We start from the raw sequence: 15,036 nt of genomic DNA on the forward strand, positions 1-15,036 counted from the left end.
CCAGGCAACAGGGCCACCCTGGGGGTGAACTGCAAGGCCCACCAGCCCAGCGCGGCCAGGGGGTCGGCCAAGGGCGAGAGCGGCATGGCCGCATCAGGCTGCGGCTGCAAGGCGATCCAGTGCATGGCCAGACTCCGGCAACGTGCCCCGCCCTGGCAAAGCCAGCAGTGTCCCCAGGGCCGCATGGCGGGCAGGCAAATGCAGAGGGGTCAGCAGTGGCGGGCCGCGGCGTTTGAGGATATGCACCGCCAGCGCATCAGGTTGTGCCACAGGGCCGGCCCCAACCCACAAACGCAGTACCGCCGGCGAGGCTTCGTGCCGGGCGCTGGCCGGGCGCATCACCCACAGCAGCTTGGCATGGGCTTGCGCCGCCAGCTGTAGGCGGCGCAATGGCTCGGCGCGCGTCTGGGGCAACCACAGCAACAAGGCCGCCACGCCCGCACACTGCAACACCTGCTCGGCCGCCCACAGCCGCTCGGCCGGGCTGTCGGCCCGAACCCAGCACAGAGCCTGGACATCGAGCCCCTGGGCCGCCAACCCCGGCCCGAACGGCATCTGCGGCGGCCCCACCAGCACCACCGTCTGCGTGAGTGTGCGCAAGGTCGGCAACAACAGCCGCCATTCGTGCTGGCCGCTGTGATCCTGCAGGATGTCACACAAGGCGCCCAGCGGCCAGCCACCGCCGGGCAGCTGGGCGTCCAGCGCCGCATGGCCGCTGGCCACGGCGCCACCGCCCGCGCTGGCTGAGCGCGCCAGGGCATCGGCACGCCAAAGCGCCGTCCCCAGGTCATCCAGCAAGACCGAGACAGAACTCACCGCCACACTCCTCACCCCGATTCAGAGACGACATCAGACACCATTCAACTGTACAAATAAACAGTATTTTAGGACCAGATCAGGCCGCCTTATGATCCCCCCATGCCGCCCAAGCCCCTGTCGCCGCTGAATCCCAGCCGCCACACCGCCAACTTGCTGCGCCGACTGGCCAGCTGGTGGTTCATGCTGCGTTTTGGCGCCATCGTGCTGGTGCTGGCGCTCACGCCCTCCACCTACAACCGGGCCAATCGTGCCAACACGGCCCGTTTTATTTATGCCAGCACCTGGCAGGTGTTGCCCTGGTTCACCTCGCTGGCGGCGCTGCTGAGCTTGGTGCTGACCCGCATCGTGCTGGTGACGGCGCTGAGTTATGGCCTGTCGCAATACGCCATGCAAATGGTGGTGCGGGTGCTGGTGCTGGAGCTGATCCCCCTTTCGGCGGCCATGTTTGTGGCGCTGCGCTCGGGTCTGGCGTTCAAGGCCGGCCGCCCACCGGTCACGCCAGTGGCCAGCGCGCCCCCCCAAAGAGTCAGGGTTCGCCTGGACCCCCAGCGTCTGCGCACCCAACTGACCCCGCGGGTGGTGGCTGATGCGTTTTCTGTGCTGGCGCTGGCCATGGTCAACAGCGTGATTGTGCTGGTGCTGGCTTATCTGGCGGTGTATGGCCTGTCGCCCTGGGGCATTCCCGGCTTCACCCGCACCGTGGGGCAGGTTTTTGATCTGGCGGCCAGCCTGGGCTTTTTCCTGAAAATCTTTTTGTTCAGCCTGGCCGTGGCCGTGGTGCCACTGGCGGCCAGTCTGGAGGCCGAGCAACAGGCCACACCCAGCACCATGCAGCCCGGCGCGGTACGCCTGTTTCTGGTGCTGTTCCTGCTGGAGGCGGCTTCACTGGCGATCAAATACATCTAACGAATGCACCGATGAACACCCCGCACACCCCGGCGGCCAACCCGCCCGAACCCATGGCCAACCTGGAACGCAAGGCCGTCGCTTTGCTGCTGCTGGTGGCAGCTGTCATTGTGAGCTTTTTGCTCTACGTCATGCATGCCCGTGGCATGTTTGAAAGCACCCAGCAACTGTCGCTGCTGTCGGACGACTCCGAGGGCGTGATCGTCGGCATGGACCTGACGTTTTCCGGCTTTCCGATCGGGCGCGTGCGCCGCATCGAACTCACGGGCGAGGGCAAGGCGCGCCTGGTGGTGGACGTGCCGCAGAAAGATGCCCACTGGCTGCGCACCTCGAGCATTTTCACGCTGGAGCGCGGCATGGTGGGGGACACCCGCATCCGGGCCTTCAGCGGCATCCTGACCGACCCACCGCTGCCGCCCAACTCCGAGCGGACCCTGCTGCGTGGCGACACCGCCGCGGAGATTCCACGCCTGGTGGCCTCAACCCGGGCGCTGCTGGAAAACCTGGAAAACATGACCGGGCCGGAGTCGAACATCAACACCAGCCTGAACCACTTGAAGACCGTCTCCGAACGCCTCACGGGCCGCTACGGCCTGTTGACCGGGGCCTTGGGCAGCGAGGACCACGCCAAGAAAATCATCACCACGCTGGATCGCACCAACACCCTGCTGGCCAAGACCGACCAGCGGGTGTTTGGCAGCGGTGGTGTGATGGACGGCACCCAGGCCACCCTGAGCAACCTGCAAAACGCCAGCGCTGAACTGACCCGGGTGCTGCAGGACACCCGCCAGACCCTGACCAAGGTGGACGCCGTGCTGGCCGAGGCACAAGCCGTTGGCAGCAACGTCCGCGTGGCCAGCACCGATCTGGGCAGCCTGCGCCTTGAGGTGGAAGCCAGCTTGCGCAAGATCAGCCAGCTCACCGATGAGATCAACCAGAAATGGCCTTTTGCCCGCGACACCGAGATCAAGTTGCCATGAAACGCGCCACCACACTCCTGCTGATCACACTGCTGGGCGCCTGCGCCAGCACCCCGCCGCCGCCCGACTGGCAAACCAATGCGTTTGCCGCCCTGCGCAGTGCCACCAGCGCTTATCTGGCTGGCAACACGCGGCTGGCGGACCTGGAGTTCACCCGGACCCGGCAGGAGATCGCCCGCACCGGCCGCGCCGACCTGCTGGCGCGCGCCGAGCTGGCCCGTTGTGCGGCGCAAGTGGCCAGCCTGGAGCTGACGCCCTGCCCCGGCTATCAGGCCCTGGCCGCGGATGCCCACCCCAGCGAACAGGCTTACGCCGCCTTTCTCGCAGGCGACTGGCGTGGCATCAACCCGGCCCACTTGCCCGCGCAATACCGCGAATTGGTGACGCAGGCGCGTGACAGCAGTCCCGCCTCGGCAACGACCGGCACACCGCCCCAAGCGGCACTGAGCCAGATTCAGGAGCCTTTGTCACGCCTGATTGCCGCCGCCGTATTGCTGACCAGAACCAGCATCAGCCCGGTAGACACCGCCCTGGCCGTGGACACCGCATCCAGCCAGGGCTGGCGCCGCCCGCTGCTGGCTTGGCTGGGGGTGCAACTCAAAAGCGCCCAAAACACCGGCGACATGGCAGCGGCAGAACGCATCCAGCGCCGCATCAACCTGGTGTTGCAGACCCCGACCGGCCAACCCGGGTAACGGGGGGTGTTTCACGCCATCCGGCACTGAAAACCGATGGGTTTTGGGTCAAGGCCAGGCGCTCAATGCGCCGGGTGTTCGATCACGCTGCCGATGTCCGGCCAGCGTTTGCGCAGGCCCAACCAGGCCAGCAGACCGACGGACAACATGGCGATCGAGGCCGCAGCCAGGCTCACGGCCGAATGCATCACCAGCGGGGTCACCACCCCGGCCACCAGGCCGTTGGCGCTGGAGCCAATGAACGCCTGCAGGGACGACGCCATGCCGCGCCGCTCGGGGTGCAGGTCCAGCACCAACAGGGTCACCACCGGCACCATCAGCGCCCAGCCAAAGGAAAAGATGGCAATCGGCCACAACGCCCAGGACACATGGGCCTTGAACAGCAGATTGGCCAGCAGATTGAGGCTGGCAATGCCAAACATGACCAGGAACCCGTATTTGATCTGCTGCCTGGGCGGCAGCCGACCCGCCATGCGCCCGCTGACCCAGGCCCCGCCCATGATGCCGCTGATGGACAAAGCAAACAGCCAGAAGAATTGCGTTGGCGCCAGCGCCAGCACCTCACCCAGGAAAGTTGGCGCCGACAACACGTACAGGAACATGCCGTTGAACGGAATACCACTGGCCAGCGCCAGCAGAAAAAACCGTGGGTCACGGCCCAGTTGCCAATAACCCTGCAACAGGTTACTGAGCTTGAGCGGCTGGCGTTGGGTCACATGCAGGGTCTCGGGCAGCAGGCGGTAGTTGGCCCACCACAGCAACACCCCCACCAGGGTCAGAAACCAGAACACACTGTGCCAGCCCAGCTGGGCAAACAACAGGCCCCCCATCATCGGCGCCACCGCCGGAGCAACGCCGAAGAAAATGGTGATCTGGCTCATCACCCGTTGCGCCTGGGCCGGTGGAAACATGTCGCGCACCACGGCACGTGACACCACAATGCCGGCACCCGTGGTCAGCCCCTGTACCGCCCGAAAAAACACCAGTTGGCCGATGCTTTGCGACAGGGCGCAGCCCATGGACGCCAGGGTAAAGGCCGCCAGCCCCCACAGCACCACGGGCCGACGCCCGACGCTGTCGGAAATGGCGCCATGGAACAGGCTCATGAAGGCAAAACCAAACAGGTAGGCCGACAGGGTCTGCTGCATCTGCACCGGCGTGGCCCCCAGTGACACGGCAATGCCGGAGAACGCCGGCAGATAGGTGTCGATCGAAAACGGCCCCAGCATGCCGAGCATGGCCAGCAACACGGCCAGCGCCCAGCTGGGGCCGCGCCAAAGATGTTGTGCGTCCGGATTCATCGTGATCAGCGGGCCGGGCCCAGCAGGGTCACCAGCACAATCACCACCCCCAGCGTCAGGTTCACCAGCACCCACTGCCGGATCGACGCCAGGGCGGCTGCGCCTGCCGGCCAGTTGGCCGCTGTCACCGCCCGGTCGAGCCGGCGAAACAGCACCATGCGGATGTAGGCAAACACCAGCGCCATGACGCCACCCAACGCAGCCATCACCATCCACGACACCGGCATGATGAAGCGGCCACCGGCCTGTGCCGTCTGGCTGGCGATCTGACCAATCATCCAGCTCCCGGTCACCAATGCCACACTGGCCGCCACTAACACCGCGACGAAGAACCGTCCCAGCACGCCATGCATCAGCCGCAGGCGCCCGGCGGGATCAAGTTGCGCCAGGGCCGGGCGCAGGAAAAAATGGGCAAACACCATACCCCCCACCCAGACGATGACGGCCAGTAGATGCAGGGTTTTGAGAACAGAAAAAAGCATGAGAAAAAGAAACCGTGTGTTAATTTTGGAAAGAACAGAGTGTGCCTGAACACGGCATACCCTGCTTGCCCAACGGGCCATGACCGCCATGCTCAAAGCTGGAACGCAAATCGTCCTTCGCGAAACAGTCGCAGACAGACATCCACCACCGTCGGGTCATAAAGACGGCCACGCCCAAGCTCGATTTCATGAAGCGCGCTGTCGATGCCCAGACTGGCCCGGTAGGGTCGGTGCGACGCCATGGCTTCCACCACATCGGCCACTGTGAGAATGCGAGCGTCCAGCAGAATTTGGTCTCCTTTGAGCCCCTGCGGATAACCCGAGCCATCCAGCCGTTCGTGATGCTGATGCACCATGTCGGCAATCGGCCAGGGAAACTGAATTTCCTTGAGGATGTCATACCCGGCCTGCGGATGTGTTCTGATGAACATCAATTCAATGTCGGTGAGTTTGCCCGGCTTGGACAGTATCTCGGCGGGCACCTGGATTTTGCCCAGGTCATGGATGCTGGCAGCCAGACGGATGCCCTGGATACGTTCATCCGGCAGCCCCATGTCCCGTGCAATGGCTTCCGACAGTTCTGATACCCGATGTTGGTGCCCTGCGGTATAGGGGTCCCGCGCCTCAACGGTATCGGCGATGGCCCCGATCGACTGCTCCAGGCTCTGGCGCAGGATTTCCTCATGGTGCAGGTGTTCGTAGACGATGCTGTCACGTTCAGCCCGAGTGCGCAGGGACTCGATGCCAAACGCCAGATCCGAAGCCAGTTCCTGCAACAACGCAATCTCGGTGTCATTGAAGGCGTTGGGGTCCTGCGCGTCAATGGTCAACACCCCCAGGGTGGCTGCAGTACTCCTGAGTGGCAAGGCAATGCTGGATTGGTAGCCGCGCCGCAATGCCGCCTCGCGCCATGGTGACAACGCTGGCTGGGAGAGAAAGTCCTGATTCACCTGCACTTCACCCGTACGGATGGCCGTCCCGGTTGGACCACGGCCCAGTTCGTTGTCGGCCCAGCTGAAGGCCACCTCCTCCAGGAAGCCTTCTTCATGGCCAAACTGGGCCACCGGCCGTACCGTTTTCTGAGGGTCATGCTGCGCAAACCCCACCCAGGCCATGCGATAGCCGCCTTTTTCCACGATGAGTCGACAAATCGAATCAAGCAAGGCGGCTTCGGAGTTGGCCTGCACCAGCGCCATGTTGCAGGCGCTCAGTGTGCGCAAGGCCCGGTTGGTATTTTCCAGCGCCAGTTCGGCCAGCTTGCTTTCGGTGATGTCCTGCACCGTCCCAATGGAGCGCAGCGGCTTGCCAGCGGGGTCGTAAAACGTCTCACACTGTTCATGCACGTATTTGACGCGACCGTCTTTCATCAACAGACGGTGCGTGATCTCATAAGGCCGGCGGTGTTTGATCGAATCGGTATAGGCCTGATCCACAGCGGTGCGGTCTTGCGGATGGATGGCCTCGAGAAAAGCGCGGTAGGACGCGCCAAATTGGTCCTGTTTTATTTCAAAAATACGGTAGATCTCATCGGACCAGGTCAGGACCTGGTTCACCAGATCCAGTTGCCAGTTCCCCAGATGGGCCATGCGCTGCGCCTGGGCCAGCCCCTGTTCGCTACGCTGGAGTTGCTCCTGAGCCAGCTTGCGCTCGGTGATGTCCCGGAATGTCACCACCGCACCCGTGATTTGCCCGGCCTCGGTGATCGGCGAGGTGACGAACCCGACAGAAAAACTGCTGCCGTCCTTGCGCCAATACAGGTCGTCACCGCTGGCGGACTCACCTTTCATGCAGGCAGCGTGGATCGGGCAATCTGCCTCCCGGTAGAGGCTGCCATCCAGCCGGGTGTGATGGAACATGCGGTGAATGTTTTCCCCCACCAGTTCTGCGGCGTCAAAACCCAGCAGTCGCAGCGCCGCTGGATTGACAAAAGTGCAGGCCCCGCCAATATCCACACCCAGAATGCCCTCTCCCACCGAGTTCAGGATCAGTTCGTTGCGTGAACTCAACCGGGCCATCTCCTGCTCGGCCTTCTTGCGCTCGGTGATGTCACGGGCAATGCCAATGGCCTGCCATTTCCCTCTGAGTTTGACCGCAGACAGGCTCAGTTCAACAGGAAATTCCTCGCCACTTTTCCGCTGTGCCACCAGTTCTGCCGTTTTGCCAACCGCCGCCCCTTCACCGGTGAGGCGAAAGTGCTCAAACGCAACTCCGGCCACCGCGCGAAACCGTTGCGGCGCAAGCAGAGCATGCAAATCCTGCCCCATCGCTTCTTCGGTGGTGTACCCAAAGATGTCCTGCGCCGCCGTGTTCCACAACGCGATCCTGCCATCGTTGTCCAGCATCAGCACGGCATCACGTGCGGAGCCAGTGATGGTGCGCAGCGTTTCCTCACTCTCGCGCAAGGCCAGTTCAGCGCGTCGACTCTCGGTGATGTCGCGTGCTGCGGCGTAAATGACGCCCTCCTTTTGGTCAAGAAAGGCCACCCATGACAGCAGGACATAGGTGTCGTCCTTGCGCTTGTAGCGAATGTCGACATGCAGTGAGGGGTGCTGCGACAGCAGCAGGTCGATGCTCTCCTGCGCCTGCTGGATGTCCTCAGGATGAATGAACTCCAGCAAGGGCCGTGACAACAGTTCGCTTTCAGAGCGTCCGGTCAGTTGGCTGAAAGCAGGATTGACCTGGGTGAAAAAGCCAACCGGATTGACAATACACATGGCCTCGGACGACAGCATGAAGAACTTCAGATACTGTTCTTTTTGCAATTCCAGGCGCTGTCGCTCGGCACGAGTCCGCAGGTTGACGATGCCAAAGGCCAGGTCACCAGCCAGCTCCTGCAACAAGGCCACCTCATCGCCCGTAAACGCATGGGGTTCAGCCGAATAAATGTTGAGTACGCCAAATGTGCTGGCCTGATCGTCCTTGAGTGGCAGAGCGATGATCGAACGATACCCACGCTGCAGGGCCTGATCGCGCCAAAAACCAGCCGCAGCTGCCGCCATATCCTGGATGGACTGGCTCTGCCCGCTGCGGATGGCCCGCCCGGCAGGGCCACTTCCGGCCTCGGTGTCGGCCCAGGTCAGGCGGAACTGTTTGATCTGGCCGTCGTCATCACCCGCCCAGGCCACCGGGCGAATCGATTGCCCGTCATCGTTTTCCGCATAGCCAACCCACGCCATCCGATACCCGGCCTCGTCACAGACGATGCGGCAGATGGCGCTCAACAAGCTGTCCTCATCCACGGCGCGCATCAGCGTCTGGTTGCAATTGCTGATCGCGCGCAATTTGCGGTTCAGCTGGCGCAACGCCTCATCGGCCTGTTTGTGGGCCGTGATGTCAACAAAGGACACGATCACCTGCACCAGCGCACCGGTTTTGTCACATTCTGGCTCGGCACTGAGCAACACCCAGGTCACCTGGCTACGCCCCGGGCAGCGGATGCCCAACACTAGGTTTTTCAGCGCACGTGGTGCCGCCAGAATCTGACTGACCGGATATTCTTCAATGGGCAACACCGTGCCATCCGGGCGCAGGAAATGCCAGTCAGAATCCATCAGGGCCCGGCCCAGCAACTGATCGCCGGACAGGCCCAACAGCTCCTGCGCCAACAGGTTGCTGTCCAACACACGGCCCTGGCCATCGTGAAGAATGATCGCGGTCTGAACTTTCTGGATCAGTTCACGGTAACGTTCCTCACTGACATGCAGGGCGACATCACGTTGCGCCATGGCATCCAGCATGGTGTTGAACTCGCGGGCGATGACAACGATCTCGTCGGTCCCGGTCAGCGTCGAGCGCGCCAGGCGGTTGCCCGAGCGGATTTCATCAAAGGTTTGCAGAACGGCATACAGCCTGCGCGTCACCACACGCCCCATCACCCAGGCAAACAGCGCCCCCAGTGAAATCGCCACCAAGGCATACACCATGCCGCTACGGGTGATGTTGGCCAACTTCTCACCAGCGGTTTTCTGGCCCACCCCCACACGGGCCCAGCCCACATGCAGGCCACCAATCACGGCAGGAGCGACCACATCCACCAGCGAAGAGGTTTCCGAGAGCACAGTCCGGCGGATGTCCTTGGGCAAATCCTGCAGGTAAAGCCCCAGCCGCGTGGGGTCGGTCGCCGCCATGACCCGCCCGTCACGGTCCACCAGAATGGCAAAAAGCACCTCCGGGTAACGCGCCTGGGCATCCACCAGTTCCTGCAGGCCGGAGACATCGTCGGCCGCAATCCATCCCGCCGCCGAGGTGGCCAGGGACAGCGACAGGGCATTGGCCTCCTCGATCTGGCGCTCCAACAGCATGCCGCGCTGACGCCAGGTCAGGTCACTGACCAACAGCGCCATCAATACGGTGTTGAGCACAACCACCCCGACAATGAGGCGCCCGCGCAGACTGCCGAACAGGAAACGGGCCAAAGACTGGAGCGTCATGGCAATTCCACCGGACGAACTTCCTTCTCGAAACGTGCGACATAGGCACGCACAAGGTCATAGGCCTGGTCCGAGGATGGCAAAAAACGGGCCGTCTCCATGCCCGCCAGAATGGCCTTGCCGTCCCCGGCCGGTTCCAGCCCGAGCAACAACGCTTGCACCTGTTGTGCCACCGGAACGGGAACATCGTTGCGCACCATGACCGAGTTATTGATGAGTGGCTCGGTTTCCCAGATCATCTCCAGCTCCGCCGCTTCTTTGGGATGCTCTTTCTGGAACGCCCGCCAGGGTGTTGGCCAGGTAGCGCCTGCAGCGGTCAGTTTCAAAAAAACGTTCATGATGGACGACTCCTGGGACCCGACATAACGGTTGTCGATGTCCACATTCACGTTGATGCCATGGGTATGAAGAAAGTACTGCGGCATGATGCAGGCGGCCAGCGCAGTGGCTGAAGGGTAACTCACCGCTTTCCCCTTCAGGTCGGCGGGGGTCTTGAAGCCGCTGTCCTTGCGCACCACAAAAACGCCGGTGAAATCCCTGGCCTCCCCTGCCATGCCAATGACGCGATAACCAGCCTTCATGGCCTGCAAGGTCTGCCACGGGTTGGGCAGGATGAATTCCGGTTTGCGCGCGCGGTATTTTTCCTCAAAGCTGGCATAGTCACGCGAGGCTTCCAGTTCAATGTGTGCCCCTTGAAGATGGCTGTTGAGGTAATCCACCAGCGGTTGATAGGCCTGGATCAATTTGGCGGGGTTATGCAACGGATGCACCGCCAGGCGATAGACCGGCGCCCTCGCCGTGGCGGGATGGCTGCCAAACTGCGGCCCCGGACTTTCGTGCTCCCGACTGCAGCCGCAAAACAAACCGGCCATCAGTGCCAGGGTGACCAGCATGACCACCCGCTGAAGTCCCGGCCCGTCCCCGGCGTGACGCGGTTGGGCTCGGACATGATCCAGGCGCGCGCCAACGCCAGGCAACCATGACCGATGTGCACGTCCCTGGAACAAGCACCTGAATAATGTCTTGGCCGACAACATCACTCCCACAATGGTCTCCAACGGTATTTCTTTCAACATCGCTGCCTACCCGTCATCACCCACAGCTTTTGCTGTCTTGATGACGCTGGATCGTACACTGCCGCGGGTTGACGATACGGGCCACAGACTTTAGTATCCGCACCGTGATGCCATTTTTCCACCTCTCCTGCCGACGCCCTTCTTCCGCTCGACGTACGTCTGGCGAGTCGTGCCATGCCGGAAGAAGTTGGCTGAAGAGGAAGATGCGCATCACCTGATCTCTTCCCTCTGCTTTTCCCCGACAAGGCCACGGCTCATCCCCGTGGCCTTTTTTATTTTTCAATCCACCCTTGGAGATTTTTCATGCCAGAGACCGCTGCCCCCCAGTCTTTTCACCAGCTGATGCCAGTCACCCAACGCCCCAACCTGGTTTTTGTCCGCGGCCAGGGAGCCTACCTCTTTGACCAGCAGGGCCGCCGGTACCTCGACTGGGTGCAGGGATGGGCGGTGAACTGCCTGGGGCACGCGCCCACGACAGTGGCGCAAGCCCTGTGCGCTCAGGCCACCACCCTCATCAATCCCAGTCCAGCGTTTTATAACCAGCCGGCCCTGGAGCTTGCCGGGCTGCTGACCCAGAACAGTTGTTTTGATCACGTCTTCTTTGGCAGCTCCGGGGCCGAAGCCAACGAGGGGGCGATCAAATTGGCGCGCAAATGGGGGCAACGCCATAAAAACGGCGCCTTCGAAATCATCACCTTCCACCATGGCTTTCATGGCCGGACCCTGGCCACCATGTCAGCGAGTGGCAAGGCCGGTTGGGACACCCTGTTTGCCCCCCAGGTTCCCGGCTTTCCCAAGGCCGTCTTCAATGATCTGGATTCGGTGCGCGCGCTCATTGGCCCCCATACCGTTGCCATCATGCTGGAACCAACCCAGGGCGAAGCGGGGGTGTTTCCGGCAGATCGCCAGTTTCTTCAAGGACTGCGTGAACTGTGCGATGCCCATCAACTGCTGTTGATCGTTGATGAGGTACAGACCGGATGCGGGCGAACCGGCACCCTGTTCGCCTACGAACAATACGGCATCGAGCCCGACATCATGACTTTGGGCAAAGGTCTCGGCGGTGGGGTTCCTTTGTCCGCACTGTTGGCCAAAGAGCACTGCTCCTGCTTCATGGCGGGTGATCAGGGTGGGACGTTCTGCGGCAACCCGCTGGCCTGTGCCGCCGGGGTGGCGGTGCTGCGCCATCTCTTGTCTGCCGGTTTTCTGGCATCCAGCCGTGCGATCGGCACGCAGCTGGCCAAGGGACTGACGGCGCTCTCGGACCAATTCCAGCTGGGAGAGGTTCGTGGCCACGGCTCGCTGCTGGCACTGGAACTTGGGCAGGACATGGCGCCGCAAGTGGTTGAGCGGGCCAGGGAACTTGGCTTGTTATTAAACGCCCCGCGTCCACATTGCTTGCGGTTCATGCCAGCGCTGAACACCACGCCGGGTGAGGTACAGCAGGGGCTGGCACTGTTGCATCAGGTCCTGACGGAAACCCGCACCGGGATCACCGGGAGACAGGGCGTTTCGCCCGCTGTGCCAGCTGACGCCATTCCCGCAGTGCACCCTTTTGATAACACACGGCACCGGTCGCAGGTGGTGTCACTCTGGGCGAACGTTTTTGGTTATGAAACGGCCCACAACACACCGGCGCTGGCCATCGACAAAAAACTTGCCGCCGCGGATGGGCTGTTTTTTGTGGCGACGATGGGTGACCAGGTGATTGGCACCATCATGGCAGGATACGACGGTCATCGCGGCTGGCTGTACTCGGTGGCGGTTGATCCGTCCTATCGGAACCAGGACATTGGCTCGGCCTTGATGCAGACCGCCGAATGCGCCCTGGCCGCCAGAGGCTGCCTGAAGGTCAATCTCCAGGTGGTCGAATCCAACGCAGGTGTCGTGGGGTTTTATGCCATCCATGGTTATGCCGTTGAAAAACGCATCAGCATGGGCAAGCTGCTCTATCAGGCCCGGGTGGGGGCTTGATGCCCTGGATGGGATGCGTTCACCCAACCGCACCTGAATTGCCCGCCAGACACCATTGGCGGGCAGTTTTGCAGCCCAGGCTCTTGAAAAACCGGCAAACGGCCTTATGATTAGCACTCGCAAGAGTTGAGTGCTAACAGGCTTGTGTCCGACGGCGCCAACACTTCACGACAACGGATGTCGCCTTCGGGTGCACCGTTGCCCCTATTTTTTACACCTGTGTTTCACACCTTAAAGGAGTCACTATGAAACTTCGTCCCCTGCACGACCGCGTGATTGTCAAACGCGTTGAAAACGAAACCCGTACCGCATCCGGTATCGTTATTCCAGACAGCGCCGCTGAAAAACCCGATCAAGGTGAAGTGCTGGCAGTGGGCCCCGGCAAGAAGAACGACAAAGGCGAACTCGGTGCCATGAGCGTCAAGGTTGGCGACCGCGTGTTGTTCGGCAAATACAGCGGCCAGACCGTCAAGGTCGACGGCGACGAGTTGCTGGTCATGAAGGAAGATGACCTGTTCGCCGTGGTCGAGAAGTAATTCATCTTTCATCAAATTGATAGCTAGCCACGCAGTGTTTATGCGGGCTAGATGCTTATTTAACTTAATTTTCTAGGAGCCACACATGGCAGCAAAAGACGTAGTTTTCGGCGGCGAAGCCCGCGCACGCATGGTTGAAGGCGTGAACATTCTGGCCAACGCAGTGAAGGTCACCCTGGGCCCCAAGGGCCGTAACGTGGTGCTGGAGCGCTCTTTCGGCGCCCCCACCGTGACCAAGGACGGTGTGTCCGTGGCCAAGGAAATCGAACTCAAGGACAAGCTGCAGAACATGGGCGCGCAGATGGTCAAGGAAGTGGCTTCCAAGACGTCTGACAACGCTGGCGACGGCACCACCACCGCCACCGTGCTGGCCCAGGCCATCGTGCGCGAAGGCATGAAGTACGTGGCCGCCGGCATGAACCCGATGGACCTGAAGCGCGGTATCGACAAGGCAGTGGAAGCCCTGATCGCCGAGCTGAAGAAGGCTTCCAAGCCCACCACCACCTCCAAGGAAATCGCCCAGGTCGGCTCCATTTCCGCCAACTCGGACTCCTCCATTGGTGACATCATCGCCAGCGCGATGGACAAGGTCGGCAAGGAAGGCGTGATCACCGTGGAAGACGGCAAGTCTCTGCAAAACGAACTCGACGTGGTTGAAGGCATGCAGTTTGACCGCGGTTACCTGTCGCCCTACTTCATCAACAACCCCGAAAAGCAAGCTGCTTTGTTGGACAACCCCTTCGTGCTGTTGTTCGACAAGAAGATCAGCAACATCCGTGACCTGCTGCCCACACTGGAACAAGTCGCCAAGGCCGGTCGTCCGCTGTTGATCATTGCTGAAGATGTCGAAGGCGAAGCCCTGGCCACTTTGGTGGTCAACACCATCCGCGGCATCCTGAAGGTTGTGGCTGTCAAGGCCCCTGGTTTTGGTGACCGTCGCAAGGCCATGCTGGAAGACATCGCCATCCTGACCGGCGGCAAGGTGATCGCTGAAGAAGTTGGCCTGACCCTGGAAAAAGTGACTTTGGCTGACCTGGGTTCTGCCAAGCGCATCGAAGTGGGCAAGGAAAACACCATCATCATCGACGGTGCTGGCCCAGCTGCTGACATCGAAGCCCGCGTCAAGCAAGTGCGTGTGCAAATCGAAGAAGCTACCTCTGACTACGACCGCGAAAAGCTGCAAGAACGCGTGGCCAAGCTGGCTGGCGGTGTGGCTGTGATCAAGGTGGGCGCTGCCACCGAAGTCGAAATGAAGGAAAAGAAAGCCCGTGTGGAAGACGCCCTGCACGCGACCCGCGCTGCCGTGGAAGAAGGCATTGTGGCTGGCGGCGGCGTGGCTCTGCTGCGCGCCAAGCAAGCTGCTGGCACCATCAAGGGTGACAACGCTGACCAGGACCACGGCATTGCCCTGGTGTTGAAAGCCATCGAAGCACCGCTGCGCGAGATCGTTTACAACGCCGGTGGCGAAGCCTCTGTGGTGGTGAACGCGGTGATGGCCGGCAAGGGCAACTACGGCTTCAATGCGGCCAACGACACCTATGGCGACATGATCGAAATGGGTATCCTGGACCCGACCAAGGTGACCCGCACCGCGCTGCAAAACGCAGCCTCCGTGGCATCCCTGATGTTGACCACCGAATGTATGGTGGCCGAGTCTCCCAAGGCTGAAGCCGCTGGCGGCATGGGTGGTGGTGACATGGGTGGCATGGGCGGTATGGGTGGCATGGGCGGTATGGGCATGTAATTGGCCCCATCGCCCTGTCCCATCCGGCATGGGGCGATGCCCGACACCAAAAAAGCCGCCTGGCGAAAGTCAGGCGGCTTTTTTATTGCTACA

The 15,036-nt window shown here is 61.7% G+C and carries 11 protein-coding genes and 1 pseudogene; 7 read left to right on the plus strand and 5 right to left on the minus strand.

Annotation, left to right across the window (positions count from 1 at the left end):
* Nucleotides 1–93: 93 nt before the first annotated feature.
* The gene (gene imuA / locus PHW99_RS08425) at nt 94–816 is read right to left on the minus strand and encodes a translesion DNA synthesis-associated protein ImuA (RefSeq protein ID WP_300175650.1); all 723 of its coding nucleotides are present in this window, start codon (nt 814–816) and stop codon (nt 94–96) included.
* A gap of 102 nt (nt 817–918) precedes the next feature.
* Here imuA and PHW99_RS08430 point away from each other — a divergent pair, with 102 nt between their 5' ends.
* The 3 genes from PHW99_RS08430 to PHW99_RS08440 are packed head-to-tail and all read left to right on the plus strand — an operon-like array spanning nt 919 to nt 3,400.
* Nucleotides 919–1,725: an ABC transporter permease gene (locus PHW99_RS08430; RefSeq protein WP_300175652.1), complete on the plus strand. Its 807-nt coding sequence runs from the start codon at nt 919–921 to the stop codon at nt 1,723–1,725.
* Between the two features lie 11 nt (nt 1,726–1,736).
* Complete coding sequence (locus PHW99_RS08435; protein ID WP_300175654.1) at nt 1,737–2,705, plus strand: mammalian cell entry protein; 969 nt, start codon at nt 1,737–1,739, stop codon at nt 2,703–2,705.
* Entirely contained in the window at nt 2,702–3,400 is a 699-nt protein-coding gene (locus PHW99_RS08440) for a hypothetical protein (RefSeq protein WP_300175656.1), read from the plus strand. Before PHW99_RS08435 ends, PHW99_RS08440 begins: the two co-directional genes overlap by 4 nt.
* A gap of 62 nt (nt 3,401–3,462) precedes the next feature.
* On the opposite strand, the gene PHW99_RS08445 is transcribed toward PHW99_RS08440, so the two are convergent.
* The 4 genes from PHW99_RS08445 to PHW99_RS08460 form a co-directional block, all read right to left on the minus strand.
* Nucleotides 3,463–4,701, minus strand: a complete 1,239-nt coding sequence (locus PHW99_RS08445) for a multidrug effflux MFS transporter (protein ID WP_300175658.1) — start codon at nt 4,699–4,701, stop codon at nt 3,463–3,465.
* Between the two features lie 5 nt (nt 4,702–4,706).
* Nucleotides 4,707–5,183, minus strand: a complete 477-nt coding sequence (locus PHW99_RS08450; RefSeq protein WP_300175660.1) for a CopD family protein — start codon at nt 5,181–5,183, stop codon at nt 4,707–4,709.
* Between the two features lie 92 nt (nt 5,184–5,275).
* Complete coding sequence (locus PHW99_RS08455) at nt 5,276–9,613, minus strand: PAS domain S-box protein (protein ID WP_300175662.1); 4,338 nt, start codon at nt 9,611–9,613, stop codon at nt 5,276–5,278.
* Nucleotides 9,610–10,506 carry a PhnD/SsuA/transferrin family substrate-binding protein gene (locus PHW99_RS08460; protein WP_300175664.1) on the minus strand — a complete coding sequence of 299 codons (897 nt, stop codon included), beginning with the start codon at nt 10,504–10,506 and terminating at the stop codon, nt 9,610–9,612. The genes PHW99_RS08455 and PHW99_RS08460 overlap by 4 nt, the downstream gene beginning before the upstream one ends.
* A gap of 486 nt (nt 10,507–10,992) precedes the next feature.
* On the opposite strand from PHW99_RS08460, the pseudogene PHW99_RS08465 reads away from it, so the two are divergent.
* From PHW99_RS08465 to groL, 4 genes and pseudogenes are all read left to right on the plus strand, one after another.
* Nucleotides 10,993–12,168: pseudogene (locus PHW99_RS08465) on the plus strand (acetylornithine transaminase); the annotation flags it as partial.
* A gap of 66 nt (nt 12,169–12,234) precedes the next feature.
* Nucleotides 12,235–12,663, plus strand: coding sequence for a GNAT family acetyltransferase (locus PHW99_RS08470; RefSeq protein WP_300175690.1), 429 nt, complete (start codon nt 12,235–12,237; stop codon nt 12,661–12,663).
* 245 nt (nt 12,664–12,908) lie between these two features.
* Entirely contained in the window at nt 12,909–13,199 is a 291-nt protein-coding gene (locus PHW99_RS08475; RefSeq protein WP_078364254.1) for a co-chaperone GroES, read from the plus strand.
* 85 nt (nt 13,200–13,284) lie between these two features.
* Complete coding sequence (gene groL, locus PHW99_RS08480) at nt 13,285–14,943, plus strand: chaperonin GroEL (RefSeq protein ID WP_300175666.1); 1,659 nt, start codon at nt 13,285–13,287, stop codon at nt 14,941–14,943.
* The last annotated feature ends 93 nt before the right edge of the window (nt 14,944–15,036 follow it).

Source organism: Rhodoferax sp. (genome assembly GCF_028689305.1).
GTDB lineage: Bacteria > Pseudomonadota > Gammaproteobacteria > Burkholderiales > Burkholderiaceae_C > Rhodoferax.

Bases quoted from the DNA above. Each gene is read 5' to 3' on its own strand.
- PHW99_RS08430 (WP_300175652.1), top strand. From the start codon at position 919: ATGCCGCCCAAGCCCCTGTCGCCGCTGAATCCCAGCCGCCACACCGCC.
- PHW99_RS08435 (WP_300175654.1), top strand. From the start codon at position 1,737: ATGAACACCCCGCACACCCCGGCGGCCAACCCGCCCGAACCCATGGCC.
- PHW99_RS08440 (WP_300175656.1), top strand. From the start codon at position 2,702: ATGAAACGCGCCACCACACTCCTGCTGATCACACTGCTGGGCGCCTGC.
- PHW99_RS08445 (WP_300175658.1), bottom strand. From the start codon at position 4,701: ATGAATCCGGACGCACAACATCTTTGGCGCGGCCCCAGCTGGGCGCTG.
- PHW99_RS08450 (WP_300175660.1), bottom strand. From the start codon at position 5,183: ATGCTTTTTTCTGTTCTCAAAACCCTGCATCTACTGGCCGTCATCGTC.
- PHW99_RS08455 (WP_300175662.1), bottom strand. From the start codon at position 9,613: ATGACGCTCCAGTCTTTGGCCCGTTTCCTGTTCGGCAGTCTGCGCGGG.
- PHW99_RS08460 (WP_300175664.1), bottom strand. From the start codon at position 10,506: ATGCTGGTCACCCTGGCACTGATGGCCGGTTTGTTTTGCGGCTGCAGT.
- PHW99_RS08475 (WP_078364254.1), top strand. From the start codon at position 12,909: ATGAAACTTCGTCCCCTGCACGACCGCGTGATTGTCAAACGCGTTGAA.
- groL (WP_300175666.1), top strand. From the start codon at position 13,285: ATGGCAGCAAAAGACGTAGTTTTCGGCGGCGAAGCCCGCGCACGCATG.